The organism is Streptomyces sp. LE64 (assembly GCF_052606915.1).
The window spans coordinates 476,634-500,656 of record NZ_CP199708.1; the positions used below are offsets into that span (position 1 = coordinate 476,634).

At 71.9% G+C, this 24,023-nt stretch carries 22 protein-coding genes and 1 pseudogene; 10 read left to right on the top strand and 13 right to left on the bottom strand.

Annotated features, from left to right (window positions below):
- Positions 1–18: 18 nt before the first annotated feature.
- Positions 19–591 carry a helix-turn-helix domain-containing protein gene (locus tag ACSMX9_RS02055; RefSeq protein WP_445399478.1) on the bottom strand — a complete coding sequence of 191 codons (573 nt, stop codon included), beginning with the start codon at positions 589–591 and terminating at the stop codon, positions 19–21.
- A 248-nt stretch (positions 592–839) separates the two neighbouring features.
- On the opposite strand from ACSMX9_RS02055, the gene ACSMX9_RS02060 reads away from it, so the two are divergent.
- Both ACSMX9_RS02060 and ACSMX9_RS02065 read left to right on the top strand, forming a co-directional pair.
- On the top strand, positions 840–1,889 hold the full coding sequence (locus tag ACSMX9_RS02060) for a hypothetical protein (protein WP_445399480.1): 1,050 nt from the start codon (positions 840–842) through the stop codon (positions 1,887–1,889).
- Positions 1,890–1,964: 75 nt separating this feature from the next.
- Positions 1,965–3,248, top strand: a complete 1,284-nt coding sequence (locus tag ACSMX9_RS02065) for an MFS transporter (RefSeq protein ID WP_445399482.1) — start codon at positions 1,965–1,967, stop codon at positions 3,246–3,248.
- Between the two features lie 10 nt (positions 3,249–3,258).
- Here ACSMX9_RS02065 and ACSMX9_RS02070 read toward each other — a convergent pair whose 3' ends face one another.
- The gene (locus ACSMX9_RS02070) at positions 3,259–4,119 is read right to left on the bottom strand and encodes a spermidine synthase (RefSeq protein ID WP_445399484.1); all 861 of its coding nucleotides are present in this window, start codon (positions 4,117–4,119) and stop codon (positions 3,259–3,261) included.
- A gap of 66 nt (positions 4,120–4,185) precedes the next feature.
- Positions 4,186–5,364, bottom strand: a complete 1,179-nt coding sequence (gene tuf / locus ACSMX9_RS02075) for an elongation factor Tu (protein WP_445399486.1) — start codon at positions 5,362–5,364, stop codon at positions 4,186–4,188.
- 354 nt (positions 5,365–5,718) lie between these two features.
- Between tuf and ACSMX9_RS02080 the strand changes: the two genes are divergently transcribed.
- The 6 genes from ACSMX9_RS02080 (at position 5,719) to lnt (ending at position 11,877) form a co-directional block, all read left to right on the top strand.
- The gene (locus tag ACSMX9_RS02080) at positions 5,719–6,456 is read left to right on the top strand and encodes a TVP38/TMEM64 family protein (RefSeq protein WP_445399488.1); all 738 of its coding nucleotides are present in this window, start codon (positions 5,719–5,721) and stop codon (positions 6,454–6,456) included.
- 114 nt (positions 6,457–6,570) lie between these two features.
- Entirely contained in the window at positions 6,571–7,794 is a 1,224-nt protein-coding gene (locus ACSMX9_RS02085) for an FAD-dependent monooxygenase (RefSeq protein WP_445399490.1), read from the top strand.
- A 217-nt stretch (positions 7,795–8,011) separates the two neighbouring features.
- Positions 8,012–8,884, top strand: coding sequence for an undecaprenyl-diphosphate phosphatase (locus tag ACSMX9_RS02090; RefSeq protein WP_445399492.1), 873 nt, complete (start codon positions 8,012–8,014; stop codon positions 8,882–8,884).
- Between the two features lie 385 nt (positions 8,885–9,269).
- The gene (locus ACSMX9_RS02095) at positions 9,270–9,446 is read left to right on the top strand and encodes a hypothetical protein (protein ID WP_351246782.1); all 177 of its coding nucleotides are present in this window, start codon (positions 9,270–9,272) and stop codon (positions 9,444–9,446) included.
- Between the two features lie 204 nt (positions 9,447–9,650).
- Complete coding sequence (locus ACSMX9_RS02100; RefSeq protein ID WP_445399494.1) at positions 9,651–10,136, top strand: nuclear transport factor 2 family protein; 486 nt, start codon at positions 9,651–9,653, stop codon at positions 10,134–10,136.
- Between the two features lie 142 nt (positions 10,137–10,278).
- Positions 10,279–11,877 (top strand): apolipoprotein N-acyltransferase, encoded by a 1,599-nt coding sequence (lnt, locus tag ACSMX9_RS02105; protein WP_445399496.1) that lies wholly within the window; start codon positions 10,279–10,281, stop codon positions 11,875–11,877.
- Here the strand turns inward: lnt and ACSMX9_RS02110 are convergent.
- From ACSMX9_RS02110 to ACSMX9_RS02140, 7 genes and pseudogenes are all read right to left on the bottom strand, one after another.
- A complete protein-coding gene (locus tag ACSMX9_RS02110) occupies positions 11,789–12,706 on the bottom strand; it encodes a Gfo/Idh/MocA family protein (protein WP_445399498.1) in 918 nt (305 codons plus the stop codon). The two genes, lnt and ACSMX9_RS02110, sit on opposite strands and share 89 nt — an antisense overlap.
- 193 nt (positions 12,707–12,899) lie before the next feature.
- Positions 12,900–13,421, bottom strand: a complete 522-nt coding sequence (locus ACSMX9_RS02115; RefSeq protein WP_445399500.1) for a hypothetical protein — start codon at positions 13,419–13,421, stop codon at positions 12,900–12,902.
- Positions 13,422–13,607: 186 nt separating this feature from the next.
- The gene (gene ung / locus ACSMX9_RS02120; RefSeq protein WP_445399502.1) at positions 13,608–14,288 is read right to left on the bottom strand and encodes a uracil-DNA glycosylase; all 681 of its coding nucleotides are present in this window, start codon (positions 14,286–14,288) and stop codon (positions 13,608–13,610) included.
- A 106-nt stretch (positions 14,289–14,394) separates the two neighbouring features.
- Positions 14,395–15,972 carry an ABC transporter substrate-binding protein gene (locus ACSMX9_RS02125; protein ID WP_445399504.1) on the bottom strand — a complete coding sequence of 526 codons (1,578 nt, stop codon included), beginning with the start codon at positions 15,970–15,972 and terminating at the stop codon, positions 14,395–14,397.
- 246 nt (positions 15,973–16,218) lie between these two features.
- A complete protein-coding gene (locus ACSMX9_RS02130; RefSeq protein ID WP_445399506.1) occupies positions 16,219–16,602 on the bottom strand; it encodes a DUF3037 domain-containing protein in 384 nt (127 codons plus the stop codon).
- Complete coding sequence (locus tag ACSMX9_RS02135) at positions 16,599–17,420, bottom strand: HipA family kinase (protein WP_366114818.1); 822 nt, start codon at positions 17,418–17,420, stop codon at positions 16,599–16,601. Before ACSMX9_RS02135 ends, ACSMX9_RS02130 begins: the two co-directional genes overlap by 4 nt.
- 299 nt (positions 17,421–17,719) lie before the next feature.
- Positions 17,720–18,164 (bottom strand): annotated as a pseudogene (locus tag ACSMX9_RS02140) (hypothetical protein).
- A 288-nt stretch (positions 18,165–18,452) separates the two neighbouring features.
- On the opposite strand from ACSMX9_RS02140, the gene ACSMX9_RS02145 reads away from it, so the two are divergent.
- Positions 18,453–19,274: an APH(3'') family aminoglycoside O-phosphotransferase gene (locus tag ACSMX9_RS02145; RefSeq protein ID WP_445399508.1), complete on the top strand. Its 822-nt coding sequence runs from the start codon at positions 18,453–18,455 to the stop codon at positions 19,272–19,274.
- Positions 19,275–19,296: 22 nt separating this feature from the next.
- Here ACSMX9_RS02145 and ACSMX9_RS02150 read toward each other — a convergent pair whose 3' ends face one another.
- Complete coding sequence (locus ACSMX9_RS02150; protein WP_445399509.1) at positions 19,297–19,572, bottom strand: hypothetical protein; 276 nt, start codon at positions 19,570–19,572, stop codon at positions 19,297–19,299.
- A gap of 221 nt (positions 19,573–19,793) precedes the next feature.
- Here ACSMX9_RS02150 and ACSMX9_RS02155 point away from each other — a divergent pair, with 221 nt between their 5' ends.
- On the top strand, positions 19,794–21,170 hold the full coding sequence (locus ACSMX9_RS02155; RefSeq protein ID WP_445399511.1) for a prevent-host-death family protein: 1,377 nt from the start codon (positions 19,794–19,796) through the stop codon (positions 21,168–21,170).
- Here the strand turns inward: ACSMX9_RS02155 and ACSMX9_RS02160 are convergent.
- Both ACSMX9_RS02160 and ACSMX9_RS02165 read right to left on the bottom strand, forming a co-directional pair.
- On the bottom strand, positions 21,140–21,766 hold the full coding sequence (locus ACSMX9_RS02160) for a hypothetical protein (protein WP_445399512.1): 627 nt from the start codon (positions 21,764–21,766) through the stop codon (positions 21,140–21,142). The two genes, ACSMX9_RS02155 and ACSMX9_RS02160, sit on opposite strands and share 31 nt — an antisense overlap.
- 661 nt (positions 21,767–22,427) lie before the next feature.
- On the bottom strand, positions 22,428–23,774 hold the full coding sequence (locus ACSMX9_RS02165) for an FAD-dependent oxidoreductase (protein WP_445399514.1): 1,347 nt from the start codon (positions 23,772–23,774) through the stop codon (positions 22,428–22,430).
- Between the last annotated feature and the right edge of the window lie 249 nt (positions 23,775–24,023).

The following is a 24,023-nucleotide window of genomic DNA, read 5'->3' on the forward strand; positions in this document are numbered from 1 at the left end:
GCTAGCAGTCCGCCGGGGTCACCGAGCCGGGGGAACGGCCACCGCCATGGTCATCTCGACGGGGACGGTGCCGTCGTTGCGGTAGGCGTGGGGGACGTTGGCCTCGAAGGTGGCGGAGGTGCCGGCGGGCATCGGATGGGCGGTTCCGTCCACGACGAGGGTCATCTCCCCGGCCGTGACGTGCAGGAGCTCGACGGTGCCGTTGGGGTGCGGGTCGGAAGCACTGCCCTCGCCGGGCATCAACCGCCACGACCACAGCTCCAGGGGGCCGCGGCGTTCGGTGCCCACCAGGAGCGAGTTGCGGCTGCCGGCCTCGGTGGACCACATCCGGACCGCCTGCTCCGCAGCGACCAGGCGGACCTGGGGTCCCTGTTCGTAGTCCAGCAGGGTCGCGATGCTGATGCCGAGGGCGTCCGCGAGCTTCACCGTGGTGCCGACGCTGGGGTTGGTCCGGGCCTGTTCGATCTGGATGACCATGCCGCGGCTGACGCCGGAGCGGGCGGCGAGGGCGTCCAGGGTGAAGCCGCGCTCCCCGCGCCAGCGCTTGAGGTTGCGGGCGAGGGACTGGGTGAGCTGATCGAGGTCCGACACGTTCCGTCCAAGGTCTGGGCTGGCGCGCCGTCGACGCGGCGCCACGGCGGTGCACCGCACTGTACTTCCCGCGCCGTCCCGGGTGGCGGGTCCCTTCGGTGCGCCCGGGCGCGCCGAAGGGACCCGCTGGCGCCTCGGCCGCCGGACGGGTGCGGGGGGCGGCGCTGGCCACCCGGCGCGCCGACCACCACGAACCCGTCGAACACCCGTGACCGGGTCGTTGCCCACCACCACTAGGGTTACTGCCCATGTGGCCAGGACAGCAGCAGCCCGGGGGCGAGCAGAACCCGCACCAGCAGCAACCGAATCCGTACCAGCAGCCGGGGTACCAGCAGCCCAACCCGTACCAACAACCCGGGTACCAACAGCCCAACCCCTACGCCCAACAGCCGGGGCAGCAGGCCCCGTGGGGCGCGCCCACCGTGCCGGCGGGGCCGGTGGTGCCGGGCCCGGGCGGCGACGGCGGCAAGGGCGGCGGGAAGCGGACCGCGTTCGTGGCGATCGGAGCCGCGCTCGCGGTCCTGGTGGCCGCCGGTGTCACCGGGTACCTGGTGCTGGGCGGCGAGGAGGGCGAGGGCGGGAAGCAGAAGGACGCCAAGGGCGCTGACACGAGCACGTCCCCCTCGGCCCCGGCGGCCCCGGCGGCCCCGGCGGAACCTTCCGCCACCGAGAACCCGCGCGGCGGCGAGGAACTGAAGCCCACCGTCGCCGGGTGGAAGGTCGTCTACAACCCCAAGCGCGGGGTCGCCTTCGACGTGCCGGCCGACTGGGAGGTCGACCAGCCCGGGATGTCCGTCGGCTTCGAGGACTCCAAGTCCGACAAGATCAAGCCCCTCATCGTGATGTCGGCCCCCGCCTACTACAAGGCCGAGTGGTGCACGTCCGACGACGACAAGGACGGCAACAGCAGCAAGACCGCCCTGGCCACCGTGGGCACCAAGGGTGCCAACGGCGCCACCAGCGCCGAGGACGCCGCCGTCCGCCAGGCTCCCTGGTGGGTCTACGGCGGCTACACCCAGCCCGACCGCAAGAGCATGCGGTTCGACGAGAAGGGCACCCCCTTCACCACCGCCTCCGGCATCAAGGGCAGCATCGCCCGCGCCCACTCGGTGAACACGCCCAAGAAGGGCGCGTGCATCACCGACGGCAAGTCGGTCGCCTTCGGTTTCAAGAACTCCAAGGGTGACTACGTCGCCTGGAACCTCTTCGGCGCCAAGGGCGTGAAGGAGGAGGTCCCGGACGCACTGATCACCCAGATCCTCAAGACCGTGAGACTGCACGGCGAGCCCACGGACTGACCCCCGGCGGCCCCGCGGCGGTGGCGGACGGAAAACGAGTTGGCCCCCGACCGGTTCATGACCAATAGTCCCGGAGTGAACTCCGCCACCGCCAAGCGCTCCCGGTCGCCCCGCTGGGCCGGCCGCAACTACGTCCTGCTGACCGCCGCCACGGTGATCACCAACCTCGGCAGCCACGGCGCGCTGATCGCCGCCGCGTTCGCCGTCATGGAGTCGGGCGGCAGCACCGGTGACGTGGGACTCGTGGCGGCGGCGCGCACCGTGCCGCTGGTGCTCTTCCTGCTCATCGGCGGGGCGGTCGCGGACCGGGTGCCGCGCCACCGGGTGATGGTCGCCGCGAACGCCCTCAACTGCGTCTCCCAGGCGGTGTTCGCAGCCCTGGTCATCACCGACGGGGCCACCCTCTGGCAGATGATGCTGCTCTCCGCCCTCGGCGGCACCGGGCAGGCGTTCTTCAGCCCGGCCTCCGAGGGCATGCTGATGTCCTCGGTCACCGGTGAACAGGCCAGCCGCGCCTTCGCCCTGTACCGGATGGCCATGCACGGGGCGGGCATCGGGGGCGCGGCGCTCGGCGGAGCCATGGTCGCCGCCCTGGGGCCCGGCTGGGTCCTCGCGATCGACGCCGCCGCCTTCGCCCTGGCCGGTGCCCTGCGGGCGTTCCTCGACGTGCGGCACATACCGGCCCGGGAGCCTGGGGCGGGACTGCTGGCGGACCTGCGGGACGGCTGGCAGGAGGTGATCGGCCGCCCCTGGCTCTGGTCGATCGTGGCGCAGTTCTCCGTCGTGGTCGCCGTCATCGGGGTCTCGGAGGCCGTGTACGGGCCGCTGGTGGCCCGGGACGAGTTGGGCGGCGCGGCTCCCTGGGGGTTCGCGCTGGGCGCCTTCGGCGTCGGCACGGTCCTCGGGGCGCTGTTGATGGTGCGCTGGAAGCCGCGCCGACTGCTGTACGTGGGCACCCTGTGCGTGTTCGTCCAGGCCCTGCCGGCCGCCGCCCTCGCGGTGGCGGCGCCCCTGTCGGTCCTGGTGGCGGTGATGTTGATGAGCGGGGTCGCCATCGAGGTGTTCGGCGTCTCGTGGATCACCGCCATGCACCAGGAGGTCCCGGAGGAGAAGTTCTCCCGGGTCTCCGCGTACGACTGGTTCGGCTCGGTGGGTCTGGTCCCGGTGTTCACCGCGCTGGCCGGCCCCGCCGAGGGGGCCTTCGGCCGGTCGACCGCCCTGTGGGGCTGTGCGGTGCTGGTGGTCGTGGTGACCGCGGCGGTGCTCTTCGTCCCCGACGTGCGACGGCTGACCCGGCGGGAGGCGCCCGCGGTGGAACCCGCCGAGCCGCCGGTGGCCGACCCCGACCCCGTCCGTTGACCCGACGCCCTCAACCGACCCGGAAGGCTCCGTCCGGCGGCTCGGGCGAAGCCACCGCCTCGGCGTCCCGCACCGCCGTCGCGCCCCCGGTGCGGGAACGCAGCGCGGGGCCGTGCTCCACCCGGGCCGGGAAGGGGTCGGCGGCCGCCCGGCGCGCCAGGTCCGCCACCGGCAGCGGGGCGTACGAGGCGACGAGGACGAGGTTGCCGAACCGGCGCCCCCGCAGGACGGCCGGCTCGGCGATCAGCGCCAGTTCGGGGTAGACGGCCGCGAAGGCTGCCAGTTGGGAACGGAGGAAGGCGAAGGGCGCGCCGTCGGCGAGGTTCGCCGCGTAGCAGCCGTCCTCGCGCAGCACCCGGCCCGTCTCCCGCGCGTAGTCGAGGGAGGTGAGGTGGGCCGGGACCCGTGAGCCGCCGAACACGTCGGCGATCAGGAGGTCCGCGGAACGCGCGGGGGCCGCGGCCAACCAGGCGCGGGCGTCGGCCCGGTGCACCGCGATCGGCTCCCCGGGGTCGAGCGGGAGGTGCTCGGCGACCAGTGCGCTGAGCGCTCCGTCCGCCTCCACCACCTGCTGTCGGGAACCCGGGCGGGTGGCGGCCGCGTACCGGGGCAGGGTGAGCGCCCCGCCGCCGAGGTGCACCACGTCCAGCGCACGGCCCGGCGCCGCGGTGGCGGCGGTGTCGATGACGTGCCCGAGCCGGCGGGCGTACTCGAACTCCAGGTGGGTGGGGTCGTCGAGGTCGACGTACGACTGCGGGGCGTCGTCGACGGTCAGCAGCCAGGCGCAGCGGCGGTCGACGTCGGGCAGCAGTCGGGCGGTGCCGTGCTCCACGGCCCGGACGACGGGTACGGGTTCCTCGGGTTGCTCCACCCCTCCATTGTCGCCGCCCGCGTCCGGTGCGACCGCCGTCGACGGCGGTCGCACCGGAGCCCGCGCTCAGTCGACCCGGGACACGGTCCCCGCGCCGACGGTCCGGCCGCCCTCCCGGATCGCGAATCCGAGTCCGGGCTCCAGCGGCACGGCCCGTCCCAGTTCGACGGTCACCGTGACGGTGTCGCCGGGGCGGGCCACTGCGGTCTCCCCGAGGTCCACGTCCCCGACGACATCGGCGGTGCGCAGGTAGAACTGGGGCCGGTACCCGGTGGTGAGCGGTGTGGACCGACCGCCCTCGGCCGCGGAGAGCACGTAGACCCGTGCCGTGAAGCGCCGGCTCGGCACGGTGCTGCCCGGGGCGGCCACCACGTCGCCGCGGCGCACCGCGTCCCGGGCGGTCCCGCGCAGCAGCAACGCCACGTTGTCCCCGGCCTGCGCCTCCTCCATGGGCTTGCCGAAGGTCTCGACGCCGGTGACCACCGTGGTGAGGGCCTCGGGGCCGGTGCCGAGCACCTCCACCCGGTCCCCCACCCGCACCGTGCCCCGCTCCACCGCCCCGGTCACGACGGTGCCGCGGCCGGTGATGGTGAGGACGTTCTCGACGGAGAGCAGGAACGGGGCGTCGACGTACCGTTCGGGCACCGGTACGAAGGTGTCGACGGCGTCCAGCAGCGCCACGATGGACTCGGTCCACTGGGGGTCGCCCTCCAGCGCCCGCAGCCCGGACACCCGCACCACCGGCACGGCGTCCCCGCCGTAGCCGTGCGCGGTGAGCAGCTCGCGGACCTCCAGCTCCACCAGGTCGGTCAGCTCCTCGTCGCCGGCGTCCGCCTTGTTGATGGCGACGACGACGTGGTCGACGCCGACCTGCCGGGCCAGCAACACGTGTTCGGCGGTCTGCGGCATGACGCCGTCGAGCGCGGAGACCACGAGGATCGCCCCGTCGAGCTGCGCGGCCCCGGTCACCATGTTCTTGACGTAGTCGGCGTGGCCGGGCATGTCGACGTGGGCGTAGTGCCGGGTGTCGGTCTCGTACTCGACGTGGGCGATGTTGATGGTGATGCCGCGCGCGGCCTCCTCGGGGGCGCGGTCGATGCGGTCGAAGGGCACGTAGGTGCCGGTGCCCCGCTCGGCGAGCACCTTGGTGATCGCCGCGGTCAGAGTCGTCTTGCCGTGGTCGACATGGCCCATGGTGCCGATGTTGAGGTGGGGCTTGGTGCGGACGTAGGCCGTCTTGGCCATGGGAGTTCCTCGCCTCGTGGAGGTGCGTGACGGGTCCGGAGCGACGCTCCGGACCGGGGACCCCTCGGTGTCGCCGACCCTCCCCCTGCGGGGTCCGCCGGACGATCCGGGAAGGGTCAGCTTCGGGCGCCGCCGACGGTCACGGACGAGCAGACGACGGCAGCCTTCGGGGCATCCGCTACCGCGGATGCTGCGAGGAGGAAGGCGTGCCGGAACATGGGGAGATCGTCGCGCAGTCGGCGGTGCGCGTCGACCGAATTAATCCGGCCGGGCCCGCGACCCGCCGGTGCGGCCGGGGCGCCGGGACCGCCGCCCCTACGACGATCATATGTGCGGGTCGGTTACGCTCCCCGGATGCTGGAGACCACCGCCACCCGGCCCGCACCGATATCCGCGACCGTCCCGGCGCGTTCGACGGCCACGGCCGTCCGCCTGGCGGGTGCCCTCTGGTCCCCCTGGTCGCGACTGTCCCTGTTGGCGGTCCTGTTGGCGGGTGCCGCGCTCGGCATGGTGGCGTTCGAGCCGCAGCGGCTGCTCGCGCACGAGGGGTGGCCGGTCCAGTTGCAGGGGGCCGCGGCGGCGGTGGTGTTCGCCGTGCTCTACGGCGTGTGCACGGTGGTGTTCGTGCCCCGCCCCTTGTTGAACCTGGCGGCCGGTGCCCTGCTCGGGGCGAAGTTCGGGCTGGGGGCGGCGATCGCGGGCACCGTCATCGGGGCGGCGATCGCCTTCGGGCTGGGCCGGGTCCTGGGGCAGGACGCCCTGCGCCCCCTGCTGCGGGGACGGTGGCTGAAGGCGGCGGACGGACAACTGAGCCGTCACGGGTTCCGCTCGATGCTGGCGGTACGGCTGTTCCCCGGGGTCCCCTTCATCGCCGCCAACTACTGTGCGGCGGTGTCCCGCATGGGCTGGTCGCCCTTCCTGCTCGCCACCGCCGTGGGGTGCGTCCCCAACACGGCCGCCTACGTGATCGCGGGCGCCCGGGCGGAGACCCCCACCTCGCCGGGGTTCCTGGTGGCCATGGCCTTCATCGCCGTCACCGGAGTCGGCGGTGCGCTGGTCGCCTGGCGCAAGCGGCACCGGTTGCGCGCCTGATCCGCATCCCCTCGCGGGTCGGGCCCGACCCGTCCGGGTGTCCGCCTCCCCCTTTGCGCGCGGGGCGGCGCCGCACGGCTCCCGCCCTGCTACCTTGTGTGACTCATCGTGCACATGACGTCACTGTGGGGAGTCTGCGTGAAGGTCGCCTGCGTCGGCGGCGGGCCCGCCGGTCTGTACTTCTCGATCCTGATGAAGCGCCACGACCCGTCCCATGACATCACCGTCTACGAGCGCAACCCCCCGGGATCCACGCACGGCTGGGGCGTGACCTACTGGAGCGCGCTGCTGGACCGGCTGCGGGAGGGCGATCCGGAGTCGGCTCGGGCCGTCCGGGAGCACGCGGTGAGCTGGCGCCAGGGCGTGGCGCACGTGGGTGGCCGCACCACCGTGCAACCCGGCGACCAAGGGTTCGGCATCGGGCGGCAGGCGCTGCTCACCCTGCTGGCGCGGCGGGCCGAGGCCCTCGGCGTACGGGTCGTCTTCGACCGGAACGTCACCGAGCCGCCCGAGGCGGATCTGGTGGTGGCCGCGGACGGGGTGCACAGCGCCCTGCGGCAGCGGCACGCCGCCCACTTCGGCACCGGGGTGACCACCGGCCGCAACCGGTACGCCTGGCTCGGCACCTCCCGGGTCTTCGACTCGTTCACCTTCGCCTTCGCGGCGACCGACCACGGCTGGGTCTGGTGCTACGGCTATCCGTTCAGCGCCACCCGCAGCACCTGCGTCGTCGAGTGCTCGCCCGCCACCTGGCACGGACTGGGGCTGGACCGCGCCGACAGCGCCGAGGGGCTGGTCCTCCTGGAGAAGCTGTTCGCCGAGCCCCTCGACGGCCACCCGCTGATCGGTCGCGAGCACTCCGCCGAGCCGGCGCAGTGGCTCACCTTCCGCACCGTGACCAACCGCACCTGGCACCGGGACAACCTCGTGCTCCTCGGCGACGCGGCGCACACCACGCACTACTCGATCGGCGCCGGCACCACGCTGGCCCTGGAGGACGCGATGGCACTGGCCGACGCCCTGCACGACGCGCCCGAGCTGGGTACCGCCCTGCACCGCTACGAACGGGAACGGCGCACCGCACTCGTACCGGCGCAGAGCGCGGCGCGCTACAGCGCCCGGTGGTACGAGGACCTCCCCCGGTACCTGGCGCTCCCTCCGGAGCAGATGTTCGCGTTGCTCGGACAGCGGCACTCACCGCTGCTTCCGCACCTGCCGCCGCGGCTGTACTACCGGCTCGACCGGGCGGCGGGGCGGCTGGACGCGCTGCGCCGGGTCAAGCGGTGGGCAGGCCCGCGGCTCGCCCGGACCGTGCAGTCGCTCTCCCCGCGGCGCTGACCTCCCAACCCGTCCGGTGCCGCACCACCGGCCGCCGGACGGCCGCCCCCCGGCCGTCCGGCGGCCGGTTCCCGTTCACCCCGGGCCCCTAGGCTGCGCACGAGACCGCCCGGGCCGCCCTCCTCGCGGGCCGCAGGCTCGTCCTTCCCCGCCGTCCCGTGGGCAACGGACCGCTCCGCGCGGCCCGGCCCCACTCAGCACTGGATGCCGCCCTTCCATGTCTTGGTTCGAAGCCTTCGTCCTCGGACTCGTCCAGGGGCTGACCGAGTTCCTCCCCATCTCCTCCAGCGCCCACCTGAGACTGACCGCGGCGTTCGCGGGCTGGCAGGATCCCGGGGCCGCGTTCACCGCGATCACCCAGATCGGCACGGAGACCGCCGTCCTGATCTACTTCCGCAAGGACATCGCCCGGATCGTCTCCGCCTGGTTCCGCTCGCTGACGGACCGGTCCGTGCGGCGGGACCACGACGCCCAGTTGGGCTGGTTGGTCATCATCGGCTCGATCCCCATCGGCGTGCTCGGGGTGACGCTCAAGGACCAGATCGAGGGGCCCTTCCGGGACCTGCGGCTGATCGCGACGACGCTGATCGTGATGGGGGTGGTGCTGGGGGTCGCCGACCGGCTCGCGGCACGCGACGAGTCGGGCGGCCGGCACCGGGCCGCACGCCCCCGCAAGACCCTGGAGGACCTCGGGGTCCGGGACGGACTCGTCTACGGGTGCTGCCAGGCCCTGGCCCTGATCCCCGGGGTCTCCCGGTCCGGGGCGACCATCAGCGGCGGTCTGCTGATGGGCTACACCCGTGAGGCGGCGGCCCGGTACTCCTTCTTGTTGGCGATCCCCGCGGTGCTCGCCTCGGGCGCGTACGAACTGCGGGACGCGGGCGAGGGGCACGTCTCCTGGGGGCCGTTGGTCTTCGCGACGCTCGTGGCCTTCGGCGTGGGATATGCCGTGATCGCATGGTTCATGCGTTTCATCACCACCAAGAGCTTCATGCCCTTCGTCTACTACCGGATCGCCCTCGGGGTGTTGCTGTTCGTCCTCGTGAGCGCCGGGGTGCTCAGCCCCCACGCCGGCGAGTTCGGGCACTGACGGGGCGCCGGAGGGAAGGCGCGGAGCGGCCCGCCCCGGAGGCGCTGTCCAACCGGGACGGGCCCTCAGCTCACGCAGCCAGCATGGGCTGTTGACGGCTCCACCCTAGGACGCGGTACTGACACCACCCGGTCGCCCCGCAGGGGACGGCGATCACTCCTACCTCGCCGCAGCCCGATCAAAACCCGCCAGGTCCTCGAAATTCAGCCGCGAGCGAGAGAGTTGCCTCACAGACCCACTCCCGGCGGACCGCTCGGCGGACTACCGGAAACCGCACATGACCTGCACGTTCTCTCCGCAAAGCCCTCCGCATCACCTTGCGTACAGTGATGAACTATAGGCAAGGCGTAGCGGATGGTCAGATCGAGCGCCTAAGCTTCGTGTCATGTCCCGCACCCAAGAGCATGCCGGTTGCGTGCGTTCCGCCGACTCCCTCAACGAGGAGATCCGTGATCTGTGGCTGCGGACGGGCGGTCGCCTGTCCGCGGAGGAACGACGCACCTACGAGGCGCTGGTGACCGAGTGGGCCGCCGCCGTCCGGGCGGACGTCACGACCTGGTGACGAGCACGACCGGCGCCACGCACCCCCCTCGTCCGCGCGCCGCCCGCCCCCCGGGCGGCTTCTGACCCCCCATCGGGCTCCCGGGCCCACGAGGCCGGGCCGGCCACCACCGTGGCCGGCCCTCTTCCGTGGTCCACGAGGACGCGGCCAGGGGAAGGGCGCACGACCCTTGGCGTGACGGCACCGGGGGTCAACACTGGACGCATGACCCAGCGCGTGGACCTGGCCACCGTGATGGACCGTCTCGCCGTCGACTCCCTGCTCACCGAGTACGCCCGCGCACTCGACGCGGGCGACTGGGCCGCGTTCCGCCGCCTCTTCGTCCCCGGTGGGCACGTGGACCACCCCTGCGCCGAGGACCCCGCGGAGCACCCCGCGACGGACACGGACGCCGTCGAGCGTCTGGCCGCCGCACTGGCCCCCCATCCCACCCGACAACACTTCCTGGTCAACCGGCTGCTCTCCTTCGACCTGCTGGAGCACGACGAGGGCGACGCCGCGCGGGTGAACGCCGACTACCTCGCCGTGCTCTACCGGGCGGACGGCTCCGTGGACGCGGCGCCGGACGTCGAGCACGGCGGCCGGTACGCGTTCCTCGCGGTCCGCACCCGCGAGGGCTGGCGACTGCGGGAGGCGCTCGGGGAGCGGATGTGGCGCAGGGCGCGCACGACCGGCGACTCCACCATGTGATCCGGCGCGAAGGTCGCACGGTTCCTCCGGCCGCCGTGGGCCCGCGCGCGCCACGGGCGGCCGGCGCATGCTGGACGTGCGGAGCGCACCGGCCCCGGAACGGCGGCCCCGCACTCCCGGGGCAGTGACGGAAGGCGGGCCCATGGACGAGGCGGTCGACGGACGACACCCCGGGCGCGCCGTTCCCGCCGCGCAGTGGCGCCGGTCGGCCCTCGCCCTGCCGGCCGGCGCCCTACCCGCGCTGACCTTTCCGGCACCCGCCTTGTGGTGGCTCGCCCCGGTCGCGCTGGTGCCCTGGCTGCTGCTGCTCCGCGGAGCCGCCACGGGGCGGCGGGCCGCGCGGGACGGGTGGCTCGGCGGGCTCGGGTTCATGCTCGCGGTGCACCACTGGCTGCTGCCCAGCCTGCACGTGTTCACGGTGGTGCTCGCGGGGCTGCTCGGCCTGCTCTGGGCGCCCTGGGGGTGGTGGGTGCGACGGTTGCTCGGCGGCCGACCGGGCCCCGGGCGGGCGGGCGTCGCGCTGCTGGTGCTGCCCTCGGCCTGGTTGGCGATCGAGGTCGTCCGCTCGTGGCAGGGCTTGGGCGGGCCCTGGGGCCTGCTGGGGGCCAGCCAGTGGCAGGTGGACCCCGCGCTGCGGCTGGCCTCGCTGGGCGGGGTGTGGCTGGTGAGCCTGTGCGTGGTCGCCGTCAACACGGCGCTGGTGCTGTTGCTCACGGCGCCCGGGGCCCGACTGACGGGGGCGGTGGGCCTCACGACCGTGGCGGTGGGCGCCACGACGGCATGGGCCTGGGCGCCGGTCCCCCGGTCGGCCGGTGCCGCACGGATCGCCGTGGTCCAACCCGGGGTGGTCGACGGGCCTCAGGCCCGCTTCGCCCGCGGCGAGCTCCTCACCCGCTCCCTGGTCGGCCGGCCGGTCGACCTGGTGGTGTGGGGCGAGAGCAGCGTGGGCCGGGACCTGGCGGACCGGCCGGACCTGGCGGAGCGCCTCGCCGCCCTCTCCCGGGAGGTCGGCGCCGACGTCCTGGTCAACGTCGACGCCCGCAGCACCGGGCCCGACGCCCCGGCCGGCATCTACAAGAGTTCGGTGCTGGTCGGCCCGCACGGCCCCACCGGCGACCGGTACGCCAAGATGCGGCTGGTCCCGTTCGGGGAGTACGTCCCGGCACGTTCCCTGCTGGGCTGGGCGACCTCCGTGGGCAGGGCCGCGGACGAGGACCGGCGGCGCGGGACCCGACAGGTGCTGATGGACACCGGAGGGGTGCGGGTGGGCCCGTTGGTGTGCTTCGAGTCCGCCTTCCCCGACCTGAGCCGGAGGTTGGTCGAGCGGGGCGCCGGAGTGCTGGTGGCCCAGTCGGCGACCTCGACCTTCCAGGACGGCTGGGCACCGGCGCAGCACGCCTCGCTGGCGGCACTGCGGGCGGCCGAGACCGGACGGTCCGTGGTCCACGCGACGCTCACCGGAATCTCCGCGGTGCACGGGCCCGCGGGCGAACCGGTGGGGCCCCGGCTCGGCACCCGCGGAGCCGCCGCGCAGGTGTACCGGGTGCCGCTGGCCACCGGGACCACCGCGTACGTCCGGTTCGGCGCCTGGCCGGTGGGCGCGGCCCTGCTCGTCCTGGGGGCGTACGCGGGGACCGGGGCGGTGCGCCGGATCAGACGGCGCCCGGCCCGGCCTGCTCCTGGATCGCCAGCACCACCCGCTCGCAGAGCTCATGGGTGGCCAACGCGTCCCGCGCGCTGATCGTGCGCCCGGCGCGCACCTCGTCCAGGAAGGCCAGCACGACCTGCTCGATCCCGCGCTGTCGGGCCACCGGTACCCAGTCCCCGCGCCGCCGGACACTGGGCTGGCCCTTGTGGTCGACGACCTCCGCGAGGTTCAGGACCTGGCGCTTGCTGTCCTGGCCGGCCACTTCCAGCACTTCCTCGACCGAACCGCTCAGCCGGTTCATCACGCCGAGGGCGGTGAAGCCCTCGCCCGCGAGTTGGAGCACCACGTGGTGCAGGAGCCCGTCCTGGGTCTTAGCCCGCACCCCGAAGTGGTCGACGGTGCCGGGTACGAGGAAGCGCAGGGTGTCCACGACGTGGATGAAGTCGTCGAAGACGAAGGACCGCGGCTCCTCGGGGAGTCCGACGCGGTTCTTCTGCATGACGATCAACTCGCGCGGGTGTTCCAGGCACTGGGCGTACCCCGGCGCGTGACGGCGGTTGAACCCCACGCTCAGGGAGACCCCCCGGTCCTCCGCGAGCCGCACCAGCCGATCGCAGGCGGCGAGGTCGTAGGCGAGCGGCTTGTCCACGTAGGTCGGCACACCGGCTTCGAGGAGCCGGGCCACGATCTCGGGGTGCGTCTCGGTGGGGGCGTGGACGAAGGCCGCGTCGATGCCCCGGGCGAGCAGGCCGTCGAGGTCCGTGTGGCACCGTTCCTCGGGCAGGTGGTACGCGGCGGCGACCCGCCGGAGGGTTTCCGGGGTGCGGGTCTGGAGGTGCAGTTCCACGTCCGGTTGGGTGGTGAGTACCGGCAGGTACGCCTTCTGCGCGATGTCGCCGAGTCCGATGCAACCGACCTTCACACGTGTCTCCTGCCAAGCGGTGCGGGCTACCGCCGGGCAGCATACGTGGCCCGCGGCGGTCACCGGTCGGCCGATCCGGTCGAAGCCCCCCGCGGTACGGCGTCCCCGGCGCGGGCCGGGCCACCCGCCGGGCGTCGGCGGGGCCGGCGCCCGGGCCCGCCCCGTCGAGGGCACCCGGGCGGGGGCGTCCGCGCTAGGACGCGCGCCCGGGGGCCCCGGGGCTCGGCGGGTCCTCGTCCAACTGCCGCCACAGTCGGGTGATCGCCGTGCGGACGGCCTCTCCCCGGGCGTCGGCGGTCAACGCGTCCAGCGCGCCGCGGGAGAGCAGCAGATGACTGCGGGCGGCGTCACGGCGGCCGAGCTTCGCGTAGTCCGCGGCGAGGTTCAGGTGCAGGGTCGGGTAGAGGGCCCGCGCGGCCGAGGCCGGCCCGCGCGGGGGCACGGCGTCCACCGCGAGTTCGTCGGCGGCGGACAGGGCCCGCAGGTCCCAGGCGAGTTCGACCTCGGGATCCTCCTGGGTGTCGGCCAGGTAGTGGGCGAGGGTGCAACGGTGCAGGGGGTCACCGTCCTCGGTGAGTTCCCCCCACAGGGCGAGGAAGCGGTCCCGGGCCTCTTCCCGGTCACCCCCGTGGTGCAGCATCACCGCCTGTCCGATGCGGGTGAGCGTTTCCTCGTGCTCCCCGTCCTGCGTCTCCCGCCCGTTGCGCTGCACCACCACTGCCTCCGCCGGTCCGCCGGGGCGCGGTCGGCCTCCGGGGCACCGGCCCCGACGCCGACCGCGCCGCTCGCCCTGACGCTAACCGCCGGGGTGACGGTGACCGGGCAGGCGCGGGCGGGGTACGCACCACTGGTCCAGCCCGGCCCCGGACACCCGCCCGCGCGCTCCGCGGGAGCGGTGTGCTCAGCCCAGGTTCGGAATCCGCCAGTCGATCGGCTCGTGCCCCTGGCCGGCCACCGCCTCGTCGATCTGGGTGAACGGCTTGGACCCGAAGAACTTCTTCGCGGACAGCGGCGAGGGGTGGGCCCCCTTCACCACCACGTGCCGCTCCTGGTCGATGAGCGGCAGCTTCTTCTGCGCGTAGTTGCCCCAGAGGACGAACACGGCCGGGTCGGGCCGGTCGGCGACCGCGTGGATGACGGCGTCCGTGAATCGCTCCCAGCCCTTGCCCTTGTGGGAGTTGGCCTCCCCGGCACGGACCGTGAGCACCGCGTTCAACAGCAGGACGCCCTGCTGCGCCCACGGCATCAGGTAGCCGTTGTCCGGCACCGGGTGGCCCAGCTCGGCGTTGAGCTCCTTGTAGATGTTGCGCAGCGACGGCGGGGTCTTGACCCCCGGCCGCACGGAGAAGCACAGGCCGTGGCCCTGGCCCTCGCCGTGGTAGGGGTCCTGTCCCAGGATCAGGACCTTCACCCGGTCGTAGGGGGTGGCCTCCAGCGCCGCGAAGACCTCGTCACGGGGAGGGTAGACGGGCCCCTTCTGCCGCTCCCCCTCCACGAACTCGGCCAGTTCCTTGAAGTACGGCTTCGTCAGCTCCTCGCCGAGGACGCCGCGCCAGGATTCGGGCAGCAGGGTGTCGGTCACGTGCAGTTCCTCCGGAAAACGGTCGTTCGGCGGCCGTGCCGTGCACGGCCGCCCCCACACCCGAGAAACTACCGGCCCCCACTGACAGGCGACCCCGTTTCCGGTCCTACCAACTGGTTTTCCTACGGAGTTCCCACATCCGCATGACCATGGACGGGTCCAGGGCCCGCTCGACCCCGGAGATCTCCTTGTTCGCGGCCATGTAGAGCCGGCTCTGCCACAGCGGCAGCAGCCGCGCCTCCTTCGCGAGGATCTCCTGCACCCGCTTGAAGTCCCCCGCCGCCGCGGAGCGGTTCGGCTCCCGCTGCGTCCTCGGCAGCAGGTTGGAGTCGATCTGCCGGGAGGCGTAGGGGATGCCCAGCACGTTCCGCTTCCCCACGAAGGGCGCGATGAAGTTGTCCGGGTCGGGGTAGTCCGGGGACCACCCGCGGCCGAAGGCCGGGTACTCGCCCTTGCGGTAGCCGGCCTCGAACGTCTTCCACGGGCTGCTGCGCAGGGTGATCTCGAACCGTCCGGACTCCTCCAGCTGCCGCTTGATCTCGGCGTAGGCGGCGGCGGTCTCCGACCCGTAGCGGTCGGAGGTGAACCACAGTTCCAGCGGCACCGGCTCGAAGATGCCGGCCTGGTCCAGGGTGGCTGCCGCCGCCTCGGCGTCGGGTTCCCCGAAGGCGTCGAAGTAACCGGTCGTGTGCCCCGGCAGACCGCTGGGGATCATGGAGTACAGCGGGTCGACGGTGTCCTTGTACACCTTGTGCACGATGGCGTTGCGGTCGATCAGCTGGGCCACCGCCCGGCGCACGGCCTCCTCGCCGGCCCAGCGGTCCTTGGGGTTGAAGATCAGGTAGCTGACCTCGGTGCTGGCGCCCTCGACGAGTTGGAGGTCGTCCTCGGCGGCGCGCTCCTGGAGGTTCGCGACCTCCTCGGCGGCCAGGCCGCGGTAGGTGACGTCGATCTTCTCGTCGCGCAGGGCCCGGGCGAGGGACGTGGAGTCCTGGAAGTACCGGATCGTCACCTCGTCGTTCTTGCGGTCCGCGTACCCCTTGTACTTGGGGTTGCGGGTCAACCGCGCCTGGCGGCCCTCCTCGTAGGAGGAGAGCACGTACGGGCCGGAGCCGGTGACCTTGGTCCCCGTGCGCAGGGCGTTCGCCGGGTACTCGCGGGGGTCGACCAGCGACATCGCGGGGGTCGCCAGGACGTAGGGGAAGGTCGCGTCGGGCCGCTTGAGGTGGAAGACCACGATCCGCTCGCCGCCCGCCTCCACGCGGTCGAGGCTGCGCAGCAGCCCCTTCGGTCCGTTCGGCACGCCGATGCGCAGGATGCGGTCGAAGCTGTGCTTGACGGCCTTGGAGTTGAGGACGTCCCCGTCCGAGAAGGTCAGGCCCTCCCGCAGGGTGCAGGAGTAGGTCCGCATCGAGTCGTCGGTGAAGTCGCACTCGGCGGCGTCCGGCTCGGGGGTGGAGGCACCCGCGGGGTAGCTGAGCAGGGTCTGGTAGACGTTCCGATACAGTTCCCAGGAGCCGTCCCAGGACGCCGCCGGGTCAAGCGTGCTGGGCGCGCTCGTCGTCCCCACAGTGATCTTTTGGTCTTCCTGCGATGTGCTGTCGGCGACGAACCCACATCCGGAGACCACGGACATCACCACCGCGGCTGCTATGTACTGCAGACGCCGGAACCGGACGAACACGCGCACGCTCCTCGAAAATCACACAAGCCGTGGGGGGCCGGCCGACCATATCGCAGCTCACGCGCGGTGCAACCCCCCTCGTCGGCACCTCTCTGATACCGATCCGGTCACGCCCGACGCATCACGGTCGACTTCCGTCAAGAGGGCCTTTGGCCACCACTGGAGACTGGCCGGAAACAAACCGGTGGCCTCGTCGCCGGAGCGCGCTGAGTCCCGGCGCCCCGGCGACCGCCGTCCCGCCGGGACTCAGCGCACCAGGACGTCCACCAGCCGCTCCAACTCGGCGCGCGGATCGGTGGTGAGCCCGGTGTGCACCGGCCCTGGCTGCACCACGGTCGACCGGGGCGCCACCAGCCAGCGGAACCGGCGCCCCGCGTCGTCACGCCCGGCCTGACCCGCCTCCGCTCCCCCCGCGCACACCTGCTCCACCCCGTGCAGGGCCGCCCGCACCCCGACCAGGTCCGCCCTCGGGTCGAGGGCGAGCAGTCGCGTCTCGTCGAGGTGGATGCGCGCGGCCACGAACGACCGGGCTCGGCAGTAGACCACCACTCCGGCGTTGATGAGTTCGCCGCGCTCCACCCGCGGCACCACCCTCAGCACCGCGTACTCGAACACGTCCCGCCCGCTCATCGGTCCCCCCGTCCCTCGCCGACCACCAGCCAACCGGCCCTGCGCCCCGTCAACCGTGGGTCCGGCGGGCCCAGTTCGATCCGACGGTGGATGTCGCGGGCACGGGGCGACAGCGTCGACACGTAGGCCCCGCGCACGGCGTCGGGGGTGTCGAAGCCCTCCTCGCCGGCCAGCCAGGCGTCCGGCACGGCGGCGGCCACCTCGTGCAGCAGGTCCTCCGTCACCAGCGGGGCCAACTCGGCGGCCGCCGCGGCCAGGTCGGGGGCGAAGGGCGCCAGGGCGTGGTCCGTCGCGTCGTAGGAACGCGCGGCCGAGGCGGTGGCGGTGGGCCAGTTGTGGTGCCAGATCATGCTGGCGCCGTGGTCGATCAACCAGAGGTCGTCCTGCCACACCAACAGGTTGGGGTTGCGCCAGGACCGGTCGACGTTGTTGACGAGCGCGTCGAACCAGACGATCCGCCCCGCTTCCCGCGCATCGACCGCGTAGGCCAGCGCATCGAACCCGAGGGCGCCGGACAGGTAGGCCGTGCCGAGGTTCGGCCCCGCACTGCCCCGGAGGAGTTCCTGCACCTCGGGGTCGGGCTCCCCGAGGCCGAGCACCGGGTCCAGGTCGATCACCACGAGGTCGGGGACGCGCAGTCCGAGCCGCCGGGCGAGCAGTCCGCACAGCACTTCGGCGACCAGGGTCTTGCGGCCCTGCCCCGCCCCGGTGAACTTCATCGCGTACGTACCGAGATCGTCGGCCTCGACGATGCCGGGGAGCGAACCGCCTTCGCGCAGGGGCGCGACATAGCGGGTTGCTACGACCTCTTCCAACACTTTCCCAGGCCACCCATCTCTTCGTCCTTGCGATCCACGAACGACTTCTCCGGTGCGTGGAGTCAGGAACCGCCGGTCAACGGCGGCTCGGGGAATCCGTGGACTTCAGGCCGGCGAGCCGGTCTCCCCGTTCCTCCGGCGGACCGTCGACGGCGCCACGCCCCTTGCTGCCGGCTTCCGGCACGAAGTGAGCATAGTAACCGAGGGTGACCGTCCGAGCCGCCGGGCCAGGATCACGACGGACTCTCCGGCTTCCCACCTGAATCGACGTTGCCTGGCCGTGCGAACGGACGAGCCCGTCATCCCCTACCGGGCCGTACGCCACCTCGCCGCCGTCCCGATCCGGACCCGACACTGAGCGACGAAGACCACCAGCCGGAGGTGCCGGGCAGCCAGCTGGTAGCGCCCAACACCTCACGCGCTACGTCCACCACCGAACGTCCGTCGGTGGCCACTCGCACCGTGTCCAGAGGCATCTGCTCATCCAGGATCCGCGCCTTACGGGCGCTGCTCTCCAGTTCGTGCTCCAGCTCCGAGCCCAGCTCCCGACCCGTCAGCCGCTCACGAGCGGTGGTGCTGCGCCGGGGATCCCCCTCCGGAGCGGGATGTGCCTGCCCCATGAAGTCGCCTTCGACGACGCAGTGGGCGACCCTCGCGGCGCGCAGACGCGCTGAGACCTCCCACCCCACGGTCGTCTTGCCGACGCCCGCGCCCCCCGATGAGCAGTACCTCTGCTTGATCCACAACGACACCCTGCCACCGAGGGGTCGAACTAGCGCGAACCGGATGCGCGCAGAACAAGGGAGGCAGGCCCTAGCGATCAACTGCTCAGCGCGTCAAAGAGACACGCTTTGGTCTTCCGAGTCAGGAACTCCAGGTCGTCCCCGCCTCCCCGGGGGTAGCCCGTGGCGGGAGAACCGTTGGGGTCCAGGGCTTTCGTTCGAATCTCGCCTTGCTCGACATCGGGCGCGTTTGAACGGGTAGATCCCTGGGGTCCGGATCCCCTACGCCGGACTGACTGGAGTGGCAGCCATGAGCGATCGGTGCGGAACGCGGACCATGTCGCCGGTGGCGCTCGGCGTGGATGACGGAGGCTGGTCGCCTGTTGCCGCGGGCGAGTCGGGAGCGGTGGTCTTTCGCAGTGCCGACGCCACCCGGTACGCCAAGTGCGTGCCTGCTGCGGGAGAAGCCGATCTCAAGGCCGAGCGCGACCGGGTGACATGGCTGAGCGATCAGGGTGTGCCCGGATCCCGAGTGCTCGACTGGCAGTCTGGTGATGCTGGCGTCTGTCTGGTGACGAGTGCGGTCTCCGGCACACCTGCTGACCAGGCGCCCGCTGAGGATCTGCGAGCCGCCTGGGAACGCATCGCGGACGCGGTCCGCCGGCTGCACGACGTACCCGCGTCCCCGTGTCCCTTTCGCCGGGGTCTGGACTCCATGGTCGCCATGGCGCACGATGTTGTGGCGCGCGACGCCGTCAACCCCGAGTTCCTCCCCGAGGACCAGCAGCAGACGCCCAGCACGGAGTTGCTGGACCGCGTCACCCGGCAGATCTCACGACGGCGAGAGCAGGAAGCCACCGACCTGGTCGTTTGCCACGGGGACCTGTGCCTACCCAACATCATCCTCGATCCGCAGACCCTGGACGTGTCCGGCTTCATCGACCTGGGCCGACTCGGACTGGCCGACCGCTACGCCGACCTGGCGCTGCTGCTCGCCAACGCGCGGGAAACGTGGACGGACGAGGAGCAGGCTCGGGACGCGGACACGGCGTTCGCCGAGAGGTATGGCATCGCCCTCGACCAGGACCGCCTGCGCTTCTACCTCCACCTCGACCCACTAACCTGGGGCTGATCGACTCCTGAGATCAGCGGGCTCACCAGAGGAAGATGCCGGCGACGTGGAGTCCAGCCAGGTAGATGGTGGCGGCCTTCTCGTAGCGTGTGGCGATTGCGCGCCACTGATTCAAGCCGCTGACGCACCGCACAACGGCATCGCGCTGTCTACACGCCTCCTGATCGAATGCCGGTGGTCCGCCACCGGCTTGCCCACGCTCGACCGCGCGCACACCGAGGCCGCACGGGCACTCGCCGAGGAACTCGTCCGGGAGCAGGTCTCCTTCATGCTCCAGCCCCGGGGACTCCCCCGTCATGGACCAGCGCCGCTCCCTGCACGGACCGGGGCCACTCCACAGCCTGGTCGGGCCCGCCGACCCGCTCGCCGTACCGACTGAACGCGGGTGGAGGCCCACCCCGACATCGTCCAAGCCGTGACCGACAACGAGGCCGGCATCGACGGCGGCGCCCCGCTCGACGCCGTCATGGGCGACCACGACCTCGACACCTACGAACTCCGCAGCGGAGGCACGGCGTCATGACCACGTACAAGGTCGTCCTCAACCCCCAGGCCCAGCACGCCCTGGCCGGACTCGTCCCGAAGCGGCGCCGCGCGATCCGCGAGGCGATGCGCGGACCCCTCATCACTCGTGGACTTCTTGTCCACGGACCTGTTGACCGCACCGCATGGTCGGCGAGCCGGGCCCCGCGGCGGTTCCGGACCCGTCCCCGGCCCGACTCCGCGCCGCCAGTAGGGTCTTCTCGTATGGACAACGTTGAACTGAGCGACGCCATAGCGGACTTGGCGAGCCTCGTCGGTCGCGTGGAGGAGACCGGCGAGCGGGTGTGTGTCGTCGATGGCGGCGAACCGACGAGTGTGCTCCTTGCGGCAGCGGAACTCGCCGAGCTGGAACACTTCGCCCAACGGACCCACGGCGGCGCGCGATACCGGCCCAGCCCCGGATCGGGACAGGGACACCCCCTCGGTCCGGACCCGCAGGGCCCGTACATCCGATACGTGCACGCCGGCGGAGGACGGATGACCTTCGTGCGGGACCGGGTGGTCGTGGCCGAGCTGAGGTCCGTGGCGGAACTCGACTGGCTGGAGGACAGGGCACGCATGGCCCGCCAGAGCTACATGCCCCCGAAGCAGGCAGCCGCGTTCGAAGAGTTCCTCGCCCGCCAAGGCCCGATGGGCGACGGCGTGGCGTGGATCGCCGACAGCTGGCGGTGCCAGCAGCCCTTCACGGAACTCGTCTTCATCAAGGGGCCGTCCGCCAAGGACGTCGCCCTCGCCTACGGGGCCGACTCACAGGACATCGCCAACGGGCTGCTGCTCCACCAGGTCGAGGAGCAGGACGCGCGGGAGGGCACCGACGACCTCACCCGTGTGCTGGCCTTCGGGGAGGAGAACGGCTGGACGTGGTTGGGCTACCACGACTTCGACCACGCCTTCTCGCGCTCCCTCAACCCTCCTCCCGAGCAGCAGATCACACTCGGCGCAAACATGGGCAAGGCCATGTACACCTTCGACTACTTCAAGGACGGGGTGTACCAGAACCCCCTCCCCATCGAAGACGACGCCGAGGACCAGCGGGACGTGTACGAGCTCACCTGGTACACCCCGGGCCAGCCGCCGTTCGCCCCGGAAGCACCGCTGTCCTTCCTCAACCTGCACCTACGCATCGCGGAGAAGGCAGACAACTGGACGGACGACATCGCACTGTTTTTCGAAGGCCTGGAACGAGCCTTCAACCTCACCCTGCCCCGGAACGCGATCACCTCCGGGAACGTGCGCTGCGCCCGCCCGGCACTCGAACGGGTGAAGGGCGTCCCATCGGGCGGCACCCCGGATCTACCGGCGCCGGGCTACAAGATCGCCCCTCAAGCAGACCCCGGCGGCATCCACGCGTAGTCCGCACCCGCTTCTGACGGCTTGCCCCACGCTTCGGGGTGGAGGTACGTGCCTCTCTCCTCCTCGGGCTTCTCTTCCTCCACGACCATGGGATGGGCACGTGCGAAGGGGTCCTGCCGAACACCGGTCACCTGCCAGGACACCTTCACTTCCGGACGGTCAGTGGCGATCGCGAAACGGTTGCCGCTCACCTCCTCGGACACGGTCACCTGCGCGAAGCCCCCCATGACGGTGAGCTGATAGCGAAAGTCGCTGTTCAACGCCGCGAAGTATTCGGGAAGCACAACAACCGCCACCCCTTCACTGTCCGTCACGGCGATTCCACTATAGAGGTTCAACTGCTCCGGTGATTCGATGCCCGCGTGATTCAAATATCGATTCTCAGGATCCAGTGGATGGTCAATTCGGAACTGACCACTTCCCTTCGTGAGAGTGCCACTGACACCCACTCTCCCGCTAAATTTCCCTGCATATCCGTAGTCACTCTTCCCCCACACCCCATAAGCCGCATAGCCATTGTTCGCCTCCCCGACCACGCCATTTCCGTGCAGCACGGTGCACTCACCACGGACACCGGCAGACAACTCGTTTCCCACGCCAACCCTACTGATGACGGAGTCATTCACATATGTCGGCACCGTTTTCCACCTTCCCTCGAAGCTGACTCGCGGGCGTTCGAGTGCACTCGCGACAGCAGCACACCCACTTTCTTGGAGTTGCTGCCACACCAGGGGAACCTTCCCCATCGATGATCGCAATCTTTTGATACGCCAAAAGGGGTACCTAAGGGCTTTCAGGGAATCGAGGTGTTGCTTCCCTGCAAGCCCTTAGGCTGCGGGTGTTGGTGGCCTACGGCTCGCGGCAGCCTTCACACCTGTCGGTGCGCTGCTGACGAGTGACAGGTGTTCCTCGTCCGCGATCTGGGATTCAGCGAGCCGTTCACGGCCCGACGGATCGGTTTTCCGGAACACCCGGCATTCGCAGAGGTCCGCGAAGAGGGCTGTCGCGCGTCCGGCTACGGACTGGTCGACGTCCCTGGCGATCTGGCTCACCGCGTCGCCACGGTGAGCTCGCTGATCGCGGGCGCCCCGCCCCGGCCAACGGCGAGGTGGGTCGCGCCGCACCTGCCTTCCCCGCCGTCCCGGGGCCGTCCCCGGGACTGGGCGTCTGAACGGCGGCGTGCAGCCGGTCCGTTCCCACCCGGTGGAGAGCACCGGTCCTTCGGGGCCGGGTGACACCTCGGCCGGTGCCGGGGTGTCACCGTTCCTCCGGTGCGACCGGTGGAACGGCGGGTGTCCTCGGGAGCGGGCGGAGAAGCACGACCCGGGCCACGGCAGGCGTGAACAGGGCGGTGAGGGGGGCGGAGAGGTTGAGTACGGAACGGAAGGCCCGCCCGACGACCGGGTCGCCGGGGTAACGCTCCTGCACGCGGTTCAGGTACCAGTCCGCTGCGCGGTCCGCGGGCCCGCTGCCGACCGCGTTGCCGATCGCGCCGGGCATCTTGCGGTCCGCGCCGGCGGAGATGTCCCACGCCTGCCGGGACGCCGCGAGGACCGCCCGTTGCACGCGCCGCGTCGTAGGGGTCCGTTGAGGACCGGCCAGCGCGTCGCGCAGGGCGACCGCGCTCATCGCGGCGACGGCCATGCCCTGTCCGTAGACCGGGTTGAAGGTGCACAGGGCGTCCCCCGTGGCGAGGAAGCCGGCCGGATGACCGGGCAGGTCGTAGCGGCGGCGGATGTTCGCGGCCTGCCGGTAGCCGAACGCCGGTGTGAGCGGTTCGGCTTCGTCCAGCCAGTGGTGCAGGAGGGGGTGCGGCAGCCTCTTGACGTAGGCCACGAACGCGTCGTCGGAGGTGGGCGGTTCGTCCCCGCGGAGCCCGGAGACGATGACCAGGTGGGTGCCGTCCTCCAGTGGCAGTGCACCGCCGGCGTGGACCTGGGCCGGACTGGGATAGACGTAGTAGCCGGCCGTGTCGCCGCCGAGGACGCCGCTCCTGCCGCGGTAGAGGCGGGACGCGTAGGCCAGGCCCGTGTCGATGGTCTCCTCGCGGGGGGCCTCGGCCCCGATCGCCGTGAGCCATCGCGGGGCCCTGGTGCGGCTGCCTGAGGCGTCGACCACCAGGTCGGACTCCAGGGCGCGTCGTTCCCCGTCGGCGCCCTCGGAACGGTCACGCAGCAGTACGCCCCGCACCCGGGAGGCGTCACCGAGGAGCCCGAGCACCTCGGTGGACTCCAGCACCTCGATCGCTGGATTGGCGAGAACCCGACGCCGGACCAACCCTTCCAGCTGTGCACGGGATCCGGTGTGGATGTGCAGGGTTGCGGGCAGGCGCCGGAACCAGCGCCCGTCCTGCCACTGCACCAGGCCCGAGGGCATGCCCACCCGCGGTGCCCCCTCCGCCGCGAGTTCCGCGAGGAAGCCGGGCAGTAGTTCCTCCAACGCCGACTGCCCGCCCTCCAGCAGGACATGCGGGTGTCGTCCCTGCGGTACCCCGGACCGCGGCTCCATGCCCCGGGGGAACCTGTCGCGCTCGACGACGGTCACCCGGTCGGCGTACCCGGCCAGGACGTGCGCGGCGAGGAGTCCCGCGAGGCTCCCGCCCACGACGACCGCGTGTCGCCCGTCCCCGGTACCGCCTGCACTCCAACGCCGCCCCTTGCCAACGGTGTTCACCGACGTCCTCTCTGATCGTCCGTCATGAGAAGACACCAGTATCGGGCTTGCCCGCACGGATCGGCCGTGTTCGCCCCATTCAGGCCCGAAGGACGCGTCTTCCCCGGGGACCGTGGCGGCGCGGATCGGCTACCGGGACGCAGCGACCCCGGTGACGGACCGGCGGGCGGATCGTCATCC